The 17,655-nt window shown below is 52.5% G+C and carries 16 protein-coding genes; 10 read left to right on the top strand and 6 right to left on the bottom strand.

Annotation, left to right across the window (positions count from 1 at the left end; translation table 11 throughout):
- Positions 1-11 precede the first annotated feature (11 nt).
- On the top strand, positions 12-890 hold the full coding sequence (locus SJI19_RS13145) for an ABC transporter permease (protein WP_323478781.1): 879 nt from the start codon (positions 12-14) through the stop codon (positions 888-890).
- Here the strand turns inward: SJI19_RS13145 and SJI19_RS13140 are convergent.
- Genes SJI19_RS13140 through SJI19_RS13130 form a run of 3 tightly spaced genes read right to left on the bottom strand, consistent with a single transcriptional unit; the run spans position 887 to position 4,119 of the window.
- On the bottom strand, positions 887-2,383 hold the full coding sequence (locus SJI19_RS13140; protein WP_323478720.1) for an FGGY-family carbohydrate kinase: 1,497 nt from the start codon (positions 2,381-2,383) through the stop codon (positions 887-889). The genes SJI19_RS13145 and SJI19_RS13140 overlap by 4 nt on opposite strands.
- Before the next feature lie 34 nt (positions 2,384-2,417).
- Complete coding sequence (locus SJI19_RS13135) at positions 2,418-3,218, bottom strand: BtpA/SgcQ family protein (RefSeq protein WP_323478719.1); 801 nt, start codon at positions 3,216-3,218, stop codon at positions 2,418-2,420.
- A gap of 49 nt (positions 3,219-3,267) precedes the next feature.
- A complete protein-coding gene (locus SJI19_RS13130) occupies positions 3,268-4,119 on the bottom strand; it encodes a DeoR/GlpR family DNA-binding transcription regulator (protein WP_323478718.1) in 852 nt (283 codons plus the stop codon).
- A 165-nt stretch (positions 4,120-4,284) separates the two neighbouring features.
- Between SJI19_RS13130 and SJI19_RS13125 the strand changes: the two genes are divergently transcribed.
- From SJI19_RS13125 to SJI19_RS13105, 5 genes are all read left to right on the top strand, one after another.
- The gene (locus SJI19_RS13125) at positions 4,285-5,085 is read left to right on the top strand and encodes an SDR family NAD(P)-dependent oxidoreductase (RefSeq protein ID WP_323478717.1); all 801 of its coding nucleotides are present in this window, start codon (positions 4,285-4,287) and stop codon (positions 5,083-5,085) included.
- Between the two features lie 158 nt (positions 5,086-5,243).
- The gene (locus SJI19_RS13120) at positions 5,244-6,368 is read left to right on the top strand and encodes a sn-glycerol-3-phosphate ABC transporter ATP-binding protein UgpC (protein WP_323478716.1); all 1,125 of its coding nucleotides are present in this window, start codon (positions 5,244-5,246) and stop codon (positions 6,366-6,368) included.
- 15 nt (positions 6,369-6,383) lie between these two features.
- On the top strand, positions 6,384-7,184 hold the full coding sequence (locus SJI19_RS13115; protein ID WP_323478715.1) for a carbohydrate ABC transporter permease: 801 nt from the start codon (positions 6,384-6,386) through the stop codon (positions 7,182-7,184).
- Positions 7,185-7,246: 62 nt separating this feature from the next.
- The gene (locus SJI19_RS13110; protein ID WP_323478714.1) at positions 7,247-8,521 is read left to right on the top strand and encodes an ABC transporter substrate-binding protein; all 1,275 of its coding nucleotides are present in this window, start codon (positions 7,247-7,249) and stop codon (positions 8,519-8,521) included.
- A 6-nt stretch (positions 8,522-8,527) separates the two neighbouring features.
- Positions 8,528-9,448, top strand: coding sequence for a sugar ABC transporter permease (locus SJI19_RS13105; RefSeq protein ID WP_323478713.1), 921 nt, complete (start codon positions 8,528-8,530; stop codon positions 9,446-9,448).
- An 18-nt stretch (positions 9,449-9,466) separates the two neighbouring features.
- Here the strand turns inward: SJI19_RS13105 and SJI19_RS13100 are convergent, their stop codons facing one another.
- Positions 9,467-10,897, bottom strand: coding sequence for a sugar porter family MFS transporter (locus SJI19_RS13100; RefSeq protein WP_323478712.1), 1,431 nt, complete (start codon positions 10,895-10,897; stop codon positions 9,467-9,469).
- Between the two features lie 401 nt (positions 10,898-11,298).
- Between SJI19_RS13100 and cbpA the strand changes: the two genes are divergently transcribed.
- The 3 genes from cbpA to SJI19_RS13085 all read left to right on the top strand — a co-directional run bounded on the left by cbpA (position 11,299) and on the right by SJI19_RS13085 (position 13,684).
- A complete protein-coding gene (gene cbpA / locus SJI19_RS13095) occupies positions 11,299-12,246 on the top strand; it encodes a curved DNA-binding protein (RefSeq protein WP_323478711.1) in 948 nt (315 codons plus the stop codon).
- Between the two features lie 6 nt (positions 12,247-12,252).
- Positions 12,253-12,588 carry a chaperone modulator CbpM gene (locus tag SJI19_RS13090; RefSeq protein WP_323478710.1) on the top strand — a complete coding sequence of 112 codons (336 nt, stop codon included), beginning with the start codon at positions 12,253-12,255 and terminating at the stop codon, positions 12,586-12,588.
- A gap of 121 nt (positions 12,589-12,709) precedes the next feature.
- Positions 12,710-13,684 (top strand): glycosyltransferase family 9 protein, encoded by a 975-nt coding sequence (locus tag SJI19_RS13085; protein ID WP_323478709.1) that lies wholly within the window; start codon positions 12,710-12,712, stop codon positions 13,682-13,684.
- Here the strand turns inward: SJI19_RS13085 and SJI19_RS13080 are convergent.
- On the bottom strand, positions 13,681-14,085 hold the full coding sequence (locus tag SJI19_RS13080) for a DUF1493 family protein (RefSeq protein ID WP_323478708.1): 405 nt from the start codon (positions 14,083-14,085) through the stop codon (positions 13,681-13,683). The genes SJI19_RS13085 and SJI19_RS13080 overlap by 4 nt on opposite strands.
- Positions 14,086-14,963: 878 nt before the next feature.
- Between SJI19_RS13080 and gntU the strand changes: the two genes are divergently transcribed.
- The gene (gene gntU, locus SJI19_RS13075) at positions 14,964-16,301 is read left to right on the top strand and encodes a gluconate transporter (RefSeq protein ID WP_323478707.1); all 1,338 of its coding nucleotides are present in this window, start codon (positions 14,964-14,966) and stop codon (positions 16,299-16,301) included.
- A 418-nt stretch (positions 16,302-16,719) separates the two neighbouring features.
- On the opposite strand, the gene SJI19_RS13070 is transcribed toward gntU, so the two are convergent.
- Entirely contained in the window at positions 16,720-17,301 is a 582-nt protein-coding gene (locus SJI19_RS13070) for an Ail/Lom family outer membrane beta-barrel protein (protein ID WP_323478706.1), read from the bottom strand.
- Positions 17,302-17,655: the final 354 nt, after the last annotated feature.

Genomic DNA, 17,655 nt, shown 5'->3' with positions numbered 1-17,655 from the left:
TGTTTTTTGTCATGCTGATTGTGGCTAATTTCTTGTCCGATCGCTTTTATAGTCCTGAGAATATCACCAATGTCTTAAGACAAAGTGTACCGTTGGGGCTGGCGGCAATTGGTATGCTGTTTGTGATTCTCACCGGCGGTATTGATCTTTCTGTCGGCTCGATAATGGCGCTGGTGTCGGTGTCGGTGGCGTTGCTGATCCCGGAAATCGGCGTATTGCCCGCCATCGTGGCTGGCGTCGGCGTGGCGACCCTGGTCGGTGCGGCGGCCGGGTGTCTGGTGACGTTTTTTAACATTGCGCCGTTTATCGCCACGTTGGCGATGATGACCATCGCGCGCGGTTTTGCGTTGATCGTCGCCAAAGGGCAACCCATCTTTATCGATGATGTGTCTTATGTGAATTTCGGCACGGGTTACCTGTTTGGGCTACCGCTGCCGGTGTATGTGTTTATTGCCTTTGCGTTATTGGCTCATTTTGTTTATCAGTACACGGTATTTGGCCGATTGGTGATTTCCATCGGATCAAATGAAACCGCCACGCGTTTTGCCGGGGTGCGCGTCGATTGGTATAAATTTGCTGTCTACGCCTTAAGCGGATTGGCCTGTGGCCTGGCGGGCGTACTGGCGTCCACCCGTACCGGTGTGGGTTCGCCGGTGATGTCCATTGGTTTTGAACTGGACGTCATTGCGGCGGTGGTGGTGGGGGGCGCCAGTCTGGCCGGTGGACGGGGCACGATAGTCAATACCATTGTCGGCGTGCTCATCCTGAGTATTATTTCCAATCTTATGAATTTGATGAATATTTCCGGCTATAACCAGCAGGTGGTGAAAGGCGCGATTATCATCATTGCCGTGATGCTGGAAAGTGTTAAATCCCGCGTGCGTGCTTAGGTTAGGGGTTTACATTGTTCGTAGAGCGCACGAAAACGGGTGTACTGTTCGGTGTAAAAAGGGTGGTTAACGTTATCGGGCTCAATGATCTCACCAAAGCGTACGCAGGCGCTGGCACCGTGCCAATCATCCCTTAGGCCGGTGCCGATGGCGGCGGTCCAGGCTGCGCCAAGGCATGATCCGGGGTGGCCCTCCAGGCGCTGTAACGGCACACCGAGCACGTCGGCGACGATCTGCATCCACAGTCGACTGCTCGACCCGCCGTCGGAGACAATATAACGCCGGGTGGGATAACCCAAATCGTGCAGGCTGTCCATATGATGCCTGATGGCATAGGCATAGGCTTCCAGCAGCGCGCGCCATATATGGCCAGCATCGTGGGACAATGTTAGTCCGAATACCACGCCGCGCGCTGCAGGGTCGTGCAATGGGGTTTTTTCTCCCAGAAAATAGGGCAGGCAGAGTACGCCGTCGGCGCCCGGCGGCCGTTGCTGCGCCAGACTGTCAAGGAATTGATGCAATGAGAGACCGGCCAGTTCGGCGGCCTCGCGGTGCTGGCCGGCGAAGTTTTCCGCAAACCAGTTGAGGCCGGACCCGCCGGTGGACATGCAGCCATTTGGCATATACATGCCGGGAATCAAATGATAATCAAGATACAGGCGCGCATCGGGATTGACCGTGACGGCGGCGGTCAACACATCCACCGAACCGCCGAACTTGAGCAACACATCACCCGGGTGGGTAACGCCGGCACCAAGTGCTGAGGCGATCATATCCGCCGCGCCGCCGATCACCGGTGTTCCCTCCGCCAGCCCGGTATGACGCGCTGCCCTCGCGGTTACTGCCCCCAGAATCTCATGTGAATGCACCAGGCGCGGCACTGCCCGGCGCGGCAGATGGGCCAGGGCGATCTGCTCATCATCCAGTGTATGGGTGGTGATGTTGATAAAACCCGCTTCCAGTGCCCAGTTTTGTTCAATGGCAGATTCACCGGTCAGGCGCCAGTTAATAAAATCATAAGAACCGAACACGGTGGCAATCCGTTGATGGATGTCTGGCTCATGCTGCTCCAGCCAGCGGATTTTAGCGCCGACCAACTGTTGATTGATGCCGTTGCCGCTGCGTTTAATAAACGCCGATTCATCCTGCTCGGCGCGGATGGCGGCGACCTGAGGTCCGCAGCGTCCATCGCTTTGCTGAATACTGGGACGCAGCAATGTGCCTTGATCATCAAGTAGCACTACCGCCGGCAGCATACCTGTGACGCCGATCCCGGCAATCTGCGCCGCGTTAATGCCACTGGTGGCCAATAACTCACGGCAGATCTCGCCGACGTTTTGCCACCATTGCTCGGGGTCTTCTTCAGTCCAGCCCGGCTGTGGCGAAAACAGTCGCACCGGACGCGATACAACGGCCAGCACCCGATCAGGCAACTGGAGCAACATACCGATGGTGGAGGTGGTGCCTATATCAATACCCAGCAAGCAGCTCATGCATACTCCCGTCCAGACGCCGTTGTGGCGAGTGTTAACGCAACTTTTCTACTACATCCATAAAGCGTTTAACCCGATCGCCATCAACTGCGTTCCAGGTATATCCATTAATTTTGAAATGTGTGCCGATGATCACGCCGCTGGCCAAACTCAGAACATCATGCACGTTATCGATATTGGTCCCAGTATTGGCAAACACCGGCACATCGGTAACCGCTTCACATACGTTACGCAAATGCGATTGATCCGCCGCCTCGCCGGTGATCGGACCTGAGACTAAAATGGCATCGGCCAAGGAGGAGAACACGGCGCTACGCGCGCGCAGTTCTATGGGGCGATTATCCAGTGAGTGAGCAAACTCGGCGTTGATATTAAACAACAGTTTCATGTCGTCGCGGCCGAGGTTGTGCCGCAGTCTGGACGCGGTGGCGCAGTCTGGCTGCCAGATGCCCATATCCGAAGCGAAGACGCCGGTAAATATTTCGCGCACAAAACTGGCGCCGGTGACCGCGCCGATGGCTACACTGGCTTTAGGATCCCATAGATAATTAACACCGAAGGGCACTTTTAGAACGGGTTTAATCGCCTGAACCACCGCAGACATGGCGGCAACACCTTCCGTTGCGGCGTTAAACACGTAAGGCCGGTCATTTTCATTGCCAAACATAATGGCATCAACACCCCCCGCCTGTAATTTTTCCACATCGGCTAGCACGTCGGTTATCAGCTTATCAATACCACCATCGGCATCGTAGAGCGGTGAACCCGGTAAGGCACCAATATGGGCCATGGCGATGACGGCTTTTTTCTTATTACCAAAAAATTCAAAAATCATGGGATACTCCAGACGACGTAATGAGGAACCTTTATGTCCTGTTTCGGGATTAGCCAGGTCCAGGTAAAAGGGGGGCAATCACCACTTTTATCCTGGCCGCCTCAAGCGCCAGGGCAATAGCCGGAGGCGGCGAGTTTTCTGTAATCAGCATGTCCACTCCTTGCAACGGGGCGATATTGACCAGCGACATGCGTTGGAATTTTGATGAATCGCACAACACCACTTTATAACCAGAACGGCTAAGATAGACCCGCTTTAGATCGACATCTTCAAACGAATAATCATAAAAGCCACTCGCGGTGATGCCAGAAATACCGATAAACGCCACATCGAACCACAATTGTTCAAACTGGGCGACGGCAATGGGGCCGCCCATGGCCATTTCGTCACCGCGCATATATCCGCCAGCCAGATAAATTTCCGGAGCACCGCTGCCCATGCGATGAGCGATACGAACGCTATTGGTGAAAATTTGCATCCGATTGCGTTCCACGAGTTTCTCCGCCACCAAATAGGTGGTGGTGCCCACATCCAGCGCTACTGTTCGGTAGCCGCAGGCAATGTCCGCTGCCACCGCTGCGATCCGCGCCTTGGCTCCGCTGTTGCGGATCAGGCGGGTGCTAAAGCTGGGCTCTTCGCGATCCATGTCCACCGGTGTGCTGTTTTCGGGTAATACCGCGCCACCGTGGATCCGCACCAATTTCCCTTCTGTTTCCAATTCAACCAAATCACGGCGTATTGTCATGTCCGATACGTCAAGCTCGGCGGCGATCTGGCTAACCGAGATAGAGCCTTGTTGGACCAGCACGTTGAGAATATACAGTTGCCGATCCTGTGCAAGCAACTTAGGTCGTTCCGGTTTTTCATCCTGAATCAGGGATTCGTCTTTGTGTACGTTCATACGATATCCATTTTGTCGCCATGTTCGAGTTAATGTGCAAATCAAACATTAATTTGAACATAATGCAGATTATTGAATTTTTATCAAACAAAATCCAGTGTAATTTGTTTTGATTTGTTTGATTAATTGTTGTAGATAATAGTACATCCGACAAAGGAGCGCAAAATGAGCAACGATAACCTCAGCCCCTGTCAATTTTCCGGTTTGGCGGGGCAGGCCGCCATTGTTACCGGTGGTGCCACCGGTATTGGTCGGGCCATAGCCCGCGCCCTCATCGCCCAGGGTGTCCGGGTTGCCATCGGCGACATCAATGAAGTCTCGGTCAAACGCACAGCGGAAGAGTTGGGCCGCGACAGCCTCGGTTTTTATCTGGATGTCAGCTCGCGTGCCTCGGTCAGTGACGCGTTTGCCAAGGTAAATGAGGCGTTTGGCAGCGTCCAGATATTGGCCGCCAACGCCGGTGTTTCCTCCATGCAGCACGCACTCAAACTCACTGATGAAGAATGGGATTTTAATTTTGACGTCAATGCCAGGGGCGTCTTTCTCACCAACCAAATTGCCGCCCGACAGTTCGTTTCCCAAGGCCAGGGGGTGATTGTCAACACCGCTTCGCTAGCGGCAAAGGTTGGCGCACCGTTATTAGCCCACTATTCCGCCAGCAAATTTGCCGTATTGGGTTGGACTCAGGCGCTGGCGCGGGAATTGGCGCCAAAAGGCATTCGGGTAAACGCTGTCTGTCCGGGTTTTGTGAAAACCAGCATGCAGTCGCGTGAAATAGAATGGGAAGCCGAACTGCGCGGGGTTTCTCCCGAACGGGTTATTGCTGACTACATTGCCCAAACGCCGCTGGGACGTCTGGAAACCCCAGAGGATGTCGCGGATGTGGTGGTGTTTCTTTGCTCAGATGCGGCGCGGTTTATGACCGGGCAGGGTGTAAATGTGACCGGTGGCGTCTATACCGGATAATTTGAAACAAAAAGCAACATAATGACTTATATCGAACATTCCGTCTCCTGGACTCCGGAGGCCGACGGCGCGTGTTGGCCGTGAGGATAAAAGACCGTTTGCCATTGTTTTTCGCAGGGTAGACGACAGTGGCGACAGCGTCGGGAGAGTACCAACCCATGGCTTCGATCGAATTACACAACGTGTCGAAAATCTACCAAAGTAACCAATACAGCGTGCGTGACGTTAATCTCACCATCCACGATGGTGAATTTGTCATCTTTCTTGGCCCGTCAGGCTGCGGTAAGTCCACTACTCTGCGTATGATCGCCGGCTTGGAAAGCATTACCTCCGGCGAGTTACGCATCAATGGACAAAATGTCAATCGGATGGCACCCCGGGATCGTAACATCGCGGTGGTATTCCAAAGCTATGCCCTCTATCCACATATGACCGTGGCGGAAAATATGGCCTTCGGTCTGAAAATGCGCGGCACTCCGGTTGGGGTGATTCGGAAAAAAGTTGCCGAAACCGCCGCCATGCTGGGACTTGATCAATTGCTGCACCGAAAACCGGCGGCGCTTTCCGGCGGCCAGCGCCAGCGGGTAGCGCTGGGACGGGCGATTGTCCGCGAGCCGCAGGCTTTTTTACTGGATGAACCACTATCCAATCTGGACGCACAGCTGCGTGCAGAGATGCGAACCGAATTGATAAAACTTCATCGCCGATTGGGAAAAACAATGATTTATGTGACCCATGATCAAGTTGAAGCCATGACAATGGGCGATCGTATATGCATTATGCGTGACGGTTACCTAGTGCAAAGTGGTAAACCCCTAGAGGTGTATGCTAACCCGGCCAATATTTTCGTGGCGCGTTTTCTCTCATCACCGCCAATTAACTTATTGCCTTGCGTGGTGCGGACTTGGGCCAATGGCGTCTCGTTATTGTTGACCGATGATTGTCGAATCCACGTGGCACATTATGCCCAGGCGGATTACCGCCGCTATGATGGACAGACCGTAACCCTCGGCATCCGGCCGGAAGATTTTCACGCCCGGCAACTCGATGCCAATTGGCAACCCTTGCGGTTCAAGGTGACCGGGGTGGAAGCGCTGGGCGCTGAGAATATCGTCACGGGCACCATAGACGATGTGCGTTTTGTGGTCCGCCTTGACCGGCATACCCTGCCGACACCGGGGGATAGCATCATCCTTTATATGGATCCCGAACCGCTCCATTTGTTTGACACCCAGACCGGCGATGTTCTACCGCGCCGGGCTTCGCCACTGCTTGCCAGTTAAGTCGGGAGCACGGTTATGTTACGCAAAATCGCACTGCATCTTGGACTGATTCTCGCCTGCGTTGCGGTGCTACTGCCGCCGCTCTGGGCATTGCGTACCAGTCTGGTTCCCGAGTCTTTGGCCTACAGTACCGACATTTTCCCCGGTTGGTCATGGGAAAACTATCACGCACTGATAACCAAAAATAATTTTCTCACCCACTACGGCAATAGCCTGATTGTCTCCTTATGCTCCGTGGCTGTGGCGATGCCCTTTGCCGCCGCGACGGGCTATGCGTTCGCCCGTTTTAGAACCGGTGGACCGGCGGCGCGTTTTATCATGCTGGCAACGCAAATGCTGCCAGCGGTGGCGCTGGTCTTGCCCGCGTTTGCATTGTTGCGCACCATGGGATTAACCAACTCGCTGGTAGGCTTAACGCTGGTTTACGCAGCGCTTAATTTGCCCTTTCTCACCTGGATTTTGATGAGTTTTTTTGAAGGTATTCCGGTTGATTTGGAGTGGGCGGCCATGACGGATGGTGCCACCGCCTGGGGAGCATTTCGCCATATTGTCCTGCCCATATCCTTACCAGGGCTGGCCGCGGCTGCGGTATTGGGCTTTATTTTGTCATGGAATGAATTTTTGTTTGCCTTGGTGCTCAGTGGGCCGCAAACCGCCACTATCCCGGTGGCATTGGCAGCGCTGCAGACGTCCAACGGCGTGCAAATCGGCAAAGTGTCGGCCGGCGTGATATTGGCCATTTTGCCACTGATTATCGCATCGCATTTTATCCAGAGGTACATCGTTAAGGGCCTGACTTTTGGTAGCGTTAAGTGACGCGCCTTTGGTATTTTCAGTAAAGAAAACACCCGTCTATCTAGACGAAACAGGAGAACACCATGTTGCTAAAGAAAAAAATAGTATGCATATCAGGATTGGTGATGTTGTCCGCCGCCATGGGGGTGCAGGCTAAAGAAGTGGTACTGCGTGCGCTGATGGAAGATGTCCCGGAAACCCATATTATCGAACAAATGTTACCGCAGTTTGAAAAAAAGACTGGAATAAAAGTCCAGTTTGAAAAAATTGGCTACGGCGATATGCATGATAAGCTGGTATCGCAGCTGATTGCGCCACAAAGTTATTATAATCTATTGGAAGTGGATTTTCTTTGGGCCGGAGAGTTCCCCACTGCTAATTGGCTGACTGATCTTACTCCACTAATTAAAAAATCAAAATTTGATACTCAAGCTTTTATTCCATCCATGGTTTCCTTGCTTAATCACGACCCCAAAAAAATATATATCCTGCCGATGTATAATTACTCTATGGGCCTGATTTATCGCACCGATCTCCTGGCAGATAAGACCGTGGCTCAGCAATATCAGGCCGCGACCCAAAAACCGCTGGCGCAGCCGAAAACCCTAGAAGATTACGTTACCCTGGCGAAATTCATTAAACAAACGCAAGGTATCGCCGGCGCGGCGATGCAAGGGCAACGGGGCGATCCCAATAGTATGGAGTTTTCCAATTATCTGTTTGCCGCCGGTGGCGAATATCTGGATGGGAATAATAACGTTGTCCTTAATAGTCCTGCGGGTAAGCAGGCACTGACATTATATGTCGACGCCATCAAAAATGCGGCTCAGGACGGTGCGCTGTCCGCCACCCTTGACGACACCATGCGTCTCATGTGCAGTGGTAAAGCCTTTAGTATGATCACCTATTGGTGGATGTTGCCGCAATTGGACAACCCCAAGACCTGCCCGGCGGTGGCGGGTAAACTGGCACTGGCACCGATGCCGGGTGGTCATGGCGAAAGCGGTGGCTGGGGATGGGGTATTCCTAAAAATGTCTCACCAGAGGAAAAACAAGCCGCCTGGACGTTTATCCAATGGGTACAAAATAAACATGTGGAAACCGAACGGGCATTACAAGGGCATGCGCCGGTGCGCGCCGATGTTTACAAAGATCCGGCGGTATTGGCTAAGTTTCCTTATTACCAGACAGCGGAACAGGTGGTGGCCACCGGGAAGTCTTTCCCGATATTCACCTACTCCGCCCAATATGAAGATGTGCTGGGTACCCAACTGTCTCAGGTGGCAGGGGGTAACGGTAGCATTGACGCCGCCCTGGCGGAATCTGCCACCCAACTTGAAACGCTGTTGAAAAAGTGATGGCTGATGCCGATTAAAACCTCCGCAGTCTCTTTGCGTAAACCTAAACCCGGCGTTGCCGGGTTTGACCGGTTTTGCTTAACCGGCTGGGCATTTGCTTCTCCCGGCCTGTTGGCGCTGGCCATTGTTTTGGGTTTCCCGGTTATTTACGCGCTGGTATTGGCGTTCTCGTCGTTCACGTTGTTACGGCCGACGCTGGCCCCCTTCGTCGGTCTTGACAACGTTATTGCCGTACTGAGTGACGATGCTTTTTGGTCAGCGGCCTGGCTAACGATAAAATATTCACTGATTACTGTTTCCGGGGAATTTATCGTCGGACTGGGCATCGCCTTGATGTTGAATCGGGTGGTGAAAACCCGGCCGCTTTATTTTGCTTTGCTGATCATCCCCATGGCGATGTCGCCGGTATGTGTAGGGCTAATTTGGCGCATGCTGTTGCAACCTAACCTGGGTATTGTCAACCATATGCTGGAAAGTTGGGGATGGCCGCGGGTGGATTGGCTTGGTAGCCCCACGTTGGCCTTTTGGACCATGGCGTTTATTGATATCTGGCAGCAAATGTCTTTTGTGGTGTTGATCCTGGTCGCCGGCCTTGCCGCGCTGCCCCGTGAACCTTACGAGGCAGCGGAAATGGATGGCGCACGAGGCTGGCAGCAATTTTGGTATATTACCCTGCCAATGCTGCGCCCGGTGGCGGCCATCGCCGTGGTGATTCAGTTAATCAATGAACTGCGGACCTATGATTTACCCTATGTGCTCACACGCGGTGGTCCGGGTACTGCCACCGAAGTGCTAAGCTTTTTTGCCTACCGCCGGGCGTTTCTCGGTCTGTCGATCAACGAAGGCGCGGCGGCGGCGTTGGCGTTATTGTTGATTGTGCTGGCCATGACGGTGGTGTTTTTCGCCATGCTTGAGCGACGTCGCTAGCGGCCAGACCGCCAGAGATTATTGGCCGATATCGCGCAGTTTTTTACCTGACATCAGGTTGTGCTCGATTTTTTCCAGCGTGATATTTTTGGTTTCCGGTATCAGTACGAAAGTGACCACCACAAAGGCAACATTCAGCGCGCTATAGAGCCAGAAGGTGGCGGCAGCGCCGATATGGCCGATTAACGTAAGGAAGGTGGCGCCAATAATCATATTGGACACCCAGTTGGTGGTGGTCGAGCAGGTGATGCCGAAGTCGCGGCTTTTCAGCGGCTGGATTTCCGAACACAGGATCCATACCACCGGGGCGGCGCTCATCGCGTAACCGGCAATACACATCATGGTCATGCCCACTGACAGGTAGGAGATACCAGCGGAATGATTGCCCCGGTCAATGAGTTGTAGGCAAATGCCCAGCATCAGTGTGCCAACGGCGATGACGCTAAAGCCAATTTTCAACGCGGGTCTGCGCCCGGCCTTATCCACCATGCCGATGGCGATAAATGTCGCCAGTACAAAGGTCAGACCGACAATCACGGTTGCCATCATTTGCTGATAGGTGGTGGTAAAACCCGCCAGGCTGAATATCTTTGGCGCATAATACATAATGATATTCATTCCGGTAAACTGCTGCATCGCCTGCAGCAACATTCCCAAATAAACCGCGCGTCGTACATTGCTATTGGTCTTGAATAATCCCCAGCCGTTTTGCTTTAATTTGAGACTTTCGCGGATATCGTTAAGTTCCTGGCGCGCTTTTTCCGAGGTGTCGCGTAGCATACGCAACACCTGCTCCGCCTCGATATGCCGCCCTTTCGACGCCAGCCAGCGCGGACTGTTGGGCAGAAAGAATACTGCCGCCAACAGGATCACTGCTGGTATACTCAGTACGCCTAGCATTCCCCGCCAGTTGCCGCTTGCACTAAAGGCGGTATCGGATAAAAAGGCTAATAAAATGCCCAGAGTCACCATTAATTGATACATGGCGATTAATTTACCGCGTACCGACTCAGTTGCCATTTCAGATAAATAGAGGGGGGCGGTATATGAGGCGATGCCGATGGCAAACCCTAGCAGAACCCGGCTTAGTAGCAATACTTCCGCCGATGGCGCCAGTGCCGAACCCAGGGAGCCGAAAATAAACAGTACCGCGCCGATCATCAGGCTATATTTACGCCCTAGTCTGGATGAGAACCAGCCATTGGCCAGCGCACCCAGTGCGGCGCCGAGCATCATGCTGCTGACAATCCATTCCTGTAGCTGGCTGCTTAAGGAAAAATGCTTGGCTATCAGTGGCAGCGCGCCAGCAATAACGCCGATATCCAGCCCGAACAACAGCCCTGCCATGGCGGCGGCAAAAGAGATAAAGGCATTCATAAAACGCGCATTTCCGGTTGTCTGCGGGCCGGATACGGCGTGAGAGGATTTATATTCTTCAGATACTGACATGGAGCGTCTCCACACTGCTTAATATTGGCGATATGCCGAGTAGAGGCTTAACATGGAGCATATCGCTGGCAACGGTGAGACCGGGTCGGCTAAAGATATATACATTCCTGCTACTAAAGCGAAATTTGTGATACATGTATCACAAAACATAGCGCATATGTCCCTAAGTAATGGATATTACAGCTGTAGGGGGACGTGTTAATATTTATCCAGGTTAATCCATCCGGTAGTAGCACGGTTGATAATAAAATAGCGATAAATAGGGTAAAGTACTGCCCGCCGGGCACGCTTTTAATGCTCAGGGTGAAGTGCTAGAGTGAGCTGAATTGCAGGTATTCCCGTCAGCGGGCTGATTTAAAATCCGCGATTCCCAACATAAGAACACGGCGGTAGAGAGCTGTATGGACTTTAAAGACTATTATGCCGCATTGGGTGTCGAACCCTCTGCCGATATTAAAACGATCAAAACCGCTTACCGGCGCCTGGCGCGGAAATATCATCCCGATGTGAGCACCGAGGCCAATGCCGAAAGCAAGTTTAAAGACGTTGCCGAAGCTTATGAGGTACTCAAGGATACCGCTCGCCGTGCGGAATATGACGACTTGCGTAAATACGGTCATGGCGGCCGGTTTGAAGCGCCTCCCGGCTGGCAGCCTGGTGGTCGGACACGGACGTCAAGCAGCGACGCGGGTGCTGGTTTCCAGGATCGTGATTATTCCGATTTCTTTGAATCGGTCTTCGGTGCTCGTACTCAGGGTGGGCCACGTGCCGGGACACCACGCCGCGGGCAGGATGTGGAAATTGAAGTGCCGGTGTTTTTGGAAGAAACGCTGGCGGATCATCAACGCACTATCAACTACCACCTCGCCGGTCCGGTGGAACAGGGGCGCCAGGGCGCACCGGTAAGCAAGACGCTCAAGGTTAAGATTAACGCCGGCGTGACCGACGGCGATCGCATTCGTGTGAAAGGGCAAGGACCGGCGGGTGTCAATGGCGGTGCCCACGGTGATTTGTATCTGATTATACGCATTGCTCCACATCCTCTGTTCGATCTTGATGGTGCCAACCTGCTGGTGACGTTACCTCTCGCACCATGGGAAGCGGCGCTGGGCGCCAAGGTTACCGTGCCTACTCTGACGGGAAAAATCACCCTGAGTGTGCCTGCCAACAGCCAGCCGGGCCAGCAGTTACGTATCAAAGGCAAGGGGCTTGTCAGTAAACAGGGCACTGGCGATTTGTATGCGTTAATCAAAGTGGTCATGCCGCCGCAGTTTGATGAACAGGCGCGGGAGCTTTGGACGCAGTTGGCCATGCACTGTGCATTTAATCCTCGAGCGGAATGGGAGTAATGGGTTATGAGCGAAGTCAGGCTAACGTTGGAAGTTGCTGAAATTTGCCAGTCCGCCGCTATTTCCCGCGATGAATTATTCGAAGTAGTTGCACTTGGTATTATTGTCCCCGAAGAGGACGACGATGACGGCGAATGGCGCTTTGAGCCCGTCGCGTTGCACGACTTGCTGCGGGCGCAACGCCTGCGGCGAGATCTTGAACTGGATTGGGAGGGTATTGCTCTGGCGGTTGGTTTGCTCGATGAAATTACCCGTCTGAGAACGGAAAATCGCCGTCTGTTGCAGCGGCTGGAACGGTTTACCGGTAAGAAACGTCCTTTCAATGTGAAAGATGACGATTGAACATGTTGATTAAACCGGTGTCCTACCTCCAGCCATAGGGATCATGCATCCCTTAACCAACGGTATGAGAGGGTTCATGAGAGCCTTGGTGATCTGTAGGGACAACATTGGGGACACGTTGTTGACGACCCCACTTATTAGCGCATTGGCCAATGAAGGCCATTACCAGGTCGATGTATTGGCCAACAGCTACAATGCTGAGGTACTGGCGTGTAATCCCGATGTGGCTACGGTCTTTATCTATAAAAAAATCCATCATCGTGCCGTCGGAGAATCCCGGTTTGCCGTTATTTTACAGCGGATAAAGATCATGTGGCGCATCCGCCACACCCGTTATGATGTGGCCGTGGTTGCCAAAAGCAACTGGAATCAACGGGTACTGAAATGGGCCACGCTTGCACGCGCGCGGCGTATCCTGGCGTTGGGCACTCTGCCGAATAGGGCAATCACCGATCTGATAAGTCCCCCCCCCGGCACGGAACATTTAGTGCAACGTTTTCAGCGGTTGTTAGTGCCCTTGGGCATCTATACCGAGGCGGGGCCGCTAGTGCTTAATGCCCGGCCTCAGAGCATTGCCGCAATGTCTCACCAGTGTACTATTGATGGTCTGGTGCCGGTGGTTGGCCTGCAAATCAGCGCGCGTCGGCCGCTACAGCGCTGGCCAGCGGCCAATTTTATTGCTCTCGCCCAGCTTATTGCTGCCGCGGGTCCTTGCCGAATTATTTTACTCTGGTCCCCTGGCTCAGCGGATAACCCTGCCCATCCGGGCGATGATGAGATGGCAGCCAAGATCGTGGCCGACTGCAAGTTATCCTGCCTTACGCCTATACCCACCCGATCGCTGGACGAGCTGATTGCCGCGATGCAGCTTTGCGATCGGGTGGTGACCAGCGATGGTGGAGCCATGCATATTGCGGCAGCTCTGGGGAAAGGGGTTGTTGCACTATTCGGCGATAGCGATCCGATCTGTTGGGCACCGTGGAAGGTGCCGCATCTGATATTGCATGCAGCCGATAATAATGTTGTTTCCATTGAGCCTGGACAGGTCTATCGATCATTAATGCAGTTGGCGCCAGGGAACGATAAGAGGGTTTAACGCCGCGCCTGGCTGACCCAGCGGCCGGTCACTGCCGCTTCCACCAACATACCCAGGGTCAGCGGCTGCGGGGACTCGACGGCACCAGCCCAACGCCCGAGGTAACTGATGATTTTCATCGGTAGCGGGCGAATATCCTCTGGGAAATAGGTCAGGTGATCGTAGTCGTCGGCATTGACCGCAAACTGAATAAAATAGTCGTTCATCAGATGGTCGAATTCGTCCCAGGACATATTGAGATCGTCACGTAGTGAAAAAGCCGGGGACAGCGGTCGGTATCTCCCCAACATACTGGGCTGACGTAACGGCCTGATAAACGCATAAACGCGTTCTTGCACCGCTCGCTGCAGGTCTCGATTTTGGCCCTGATTCTGACGTATTGTGGATGCTAACGCTATCATATTGCGCACCGATAAGTGTCTTCAAAACCTGGCTTATCCAGATGTAGTTTTACCAAGACCCCGGTAAATACCTCGTCGGGCGTAATGGCTATCATCGGAAAAGGGCTTCGCGCCAGTTCCGCAGGCAGGCTGTCGAGGGGGATGTAAAATACCCGATGTAGATTCAGATCTTGATAAGCACCGGTATCGCCGGTAAGTCAGCAATTGAGCGTCACGGCCTCACAGCCATCATGATCGCAAAAAATATACCGACATCCTGATAATATGGCGCTCAAGATAACATAAGGGGCATGGGAATGCAGAATAACCGCCAGTTGAGGTCGAAATCGCCAAAGATTGAAGATGACATTAACACTATTTTTGAACGTAGCATGCCATTGTTGCCAAGTTGTTTTATTTCTTCGTCGTTATTCCGCTGTCCATAATATAAATCACCTATTGCGGCGGTTGCAGTGATGCCGTTAACTGCAACACCCTAAGCCGGACTTAGCCGATCGGCTATGTGAATGGCCTTACCGCGAAGCTAAAAAATTCAAATTTTCGACGTTCATCACACTTTTTATGTGAGCTATGTCTAATTTCTTGCCTTTTGTTTACCCCCGAAGGATTATAGCCGTCTATGTTACCGGTAACATTTTTTGTGCCCCGCGTAATCCTGTCATCCGCCTTTGACAAAATATTCTTGCTGCAAGGTAAGGCGAGGCATAACGCATTGATTAAAAAGGGAGTAATAAGGTGATAGAACACAATTTGTCTCTATTCGACAGCGATTTTTTCGCTGCAGGCGGTCCATCCTTTGGTGGTAGTGTGTCTCTGCGCCACATTATCCCCTTGGTATGCTTGGCCGAAGATATGTGCAACCTTACGGGTTCTCCGCTATGAGTACGCTGACATTAATGATCACCGCTGTCGGCTCGGTGTTGATCCTGCTGTTTCTGGTGATGAAAGCGCGCATGCACGCCTTTATTGCTCTGCTGTTGGTTTCCGTTGGCACCGGAATCTTTTCTGGTATGCCGCTTGAAAAAATCGCTGATACCATGCAAGCCGGTATGGGCGGTACATTGGGCTTCTTGGCTATTGTGGTTGCCCTTGGTTCAATGTTTGGCAAGGTGTTACATGAGACGGGTGCTCTGGACCAGATCGCCACCAAAATGGTGCGCTGTTTCGGCGAAAGCCGCGCTTATCTGGCGCTGGGTGTGGTCGGATTGGTTTGCGCGTTGCCATTGTTTTTCGAAGTGGCCGTAATGCTGCTGATCGGGATGGTGTTTGCCGTGGCACGCCGTACCGACGGTAACCTGGTAAAACTGCTTGTGCCCTTGTTTGCTGGGGTTGCGGCGGCGGCGGCCTTTCTGCTACCCGGACCCACGCCAATGCTGTTGGCCTCGCAGATGCATGCTGACTATGGCTGGATGATAGCGATCGGCCTGGCGGCAGCCGTCCCCAGTATGCTGTTGGCCGGACCGGTTTACGGCAGTTTTATCAGTAAATATGTCACTATTCCGATGCCGGCGGAGATCGCCGAGCCAGGCCTGAAAACCGTCGCGCTGCCATCTTTTGGTTTTAGTGTCTCTTTGGTGCTGTTTCCGTTGATTCTGGTGGGGTTGAAGACCATCGGTGTGCGTTTTGTTGAGCAAGGCGGAGTGTGGTACCGTTGGATGGAGCTGGTCGGTCACCCGTTTATCGCTATTTTATTAGCCTGTTTGGTGGCCATTTATGGTCTGGCCTATCGACAGGGTATGAGCAAGGATAAGGTGATGAATATTTGCTCGGCGGCACTGCAGCCGGCGGGCATTATCCTATTGGTCACCGGCGCCGGTGGGGTGTTTAAGCAGGTACTGGTGGATTCCGGGGTCGGTTCGGCCCTCGGCCATGCCCTGGTTAGCACCGGTTTGCCCATTGCCGTGGCCTGTTATGTCCTGGCCGCCGCCATTCGTATTATTCAAGGATCGGCCACCGTTGCCTGTTTGACCACCGTGGGCCTGATCATGCCGGTGGTCGCGCCTCTGGGCCTGAGTGGTGCGCAGATGGCCGCCCTGTCGGTCTGTATAGGCGGCGGTTCCATTGTGTGCAGCCATGTTAATGACGCGGGTTTCTGGCTGTTCGGCAAATTAACCGGCGCAACCGAACTGCAAACCTTAAAAACCTGGACGGTCATGGAAACTATTCTAGGTACCACCGGGGCGGTGGTGGGGATGATCGCCTTCATGCTACTCTAAAATACCCGTCATCTTTCCCGCCACAGGGGCGTTGGCTGCGCGCGTTCACCCGGGTCACTTACTCGAGTAAGCTCCCCGGGGTTCTCTTGCTGGCCGCCTGCCTGTGACGCGAAATCTATAGGGTATTACCCGTCATCTTTCGTGCCACAGGTGCGTTGGCTGCGCGCGTTCACCCGGGTCACTTACTCGAGTAAGCTCCCCGGGGTTCTCTTGCTGGCCGCCTGCCTGTGACGCGAAATCTATAGGGTATTACCCGTCATCTTTCCCGCCACAGGGGCGTTGGCTGCGCGCGTTCACCCGGGTCACTTACTCGAGTAAGCTCCCCGGGGTTCTCTTGCTGGCCGCCTGCCTGTGACGCGAAATCTATAGGGTATTACCCGTCATCTTTCGTGCCACAGCCCAAATCTATACGTGTAGGTTAGAAGCGGTAACCGACACCGACGTTAAAGCCGTTCATTTTAAGTGTGGAATTATTCCCTAAGTTCTTTTGTGTACCTTCGTAACCTATATCCAAGGCCAGGTTTTTTATTGGGTTAATTTGTATGCCGGCACCGTACATGAATGAGGTAGTGCGAAAATGTGCACTCTTATTGTCGGAATTATCGTTCCCTTTATTGGGTTTTTGTGTAGTTTTAACATCAAATACATTCACCCCGGCCAGACCATAGATACTCACAAATTCATTAAAACGGTAAGCAGGACCTGCAGCTAACGAGTAGTTTCTAAATTTGTCTTCAGCATCAACCTTTTGTCCAAAGTCATTCACTCCATTGTAAGAGACATCATTCCCCATATAGGCTAAGGAGGTAATAAGACTCACCGAGCTATCGCCTTCGTAACGGTATTTGAGATTGACACCATGGAGAGCCACATTACCTAAATTCATCACCGGTAATGTACTTTGTGCATACCCTACTGTAACGGTATGATCGTTGGCCAACGTGTTTGTGCTTATTGCCAGGGTGACACAGGTCGCCAGAGATAATAACAACTTTTTCATTGTTCATTCCTTGATTGTAAAATCAATAGTTATTGATAGGTATAAAACGGAATAGCTTGCTAAACTGGGTATATCGTAGCGTAGGTTTACGGGGGGAACTTAAACAAAAGCTAACGCAAAAATAAAATAAAAATTTTTTTTGTGAAACCTTGTGTATAAATTATTTTTGTAAAAAATATATCGCCAAAATGTGTAAGAACCACTTATAATTTATTTAAGTGAATAAGTGAATAAGTGAATAAGTGAATAAGTGAATTTATATTAAAAATACAATGATAAATTATATATACCATTATGCCCATGGATTTGAGTTGAAGGTTGGCGGGGGAAAACAGTGACGATGTTTACTTTTTC

Origin of the sequence: Acerihabitans sp. TG2, from assembly GCF_035013185.1 — a bacterium.
Classification (GTDB): domain Bacteria; phylum Pseudomonadota; class Gammaproteobacteria; order Enterobacterales; family Enterobacteriaceae; genus Acerihabitans.
The sequence above is the reverse complement of the archived record's forward strand: the minus strand, read 5'-3'. Positions and strand labels throughout refer to the sequence as shown.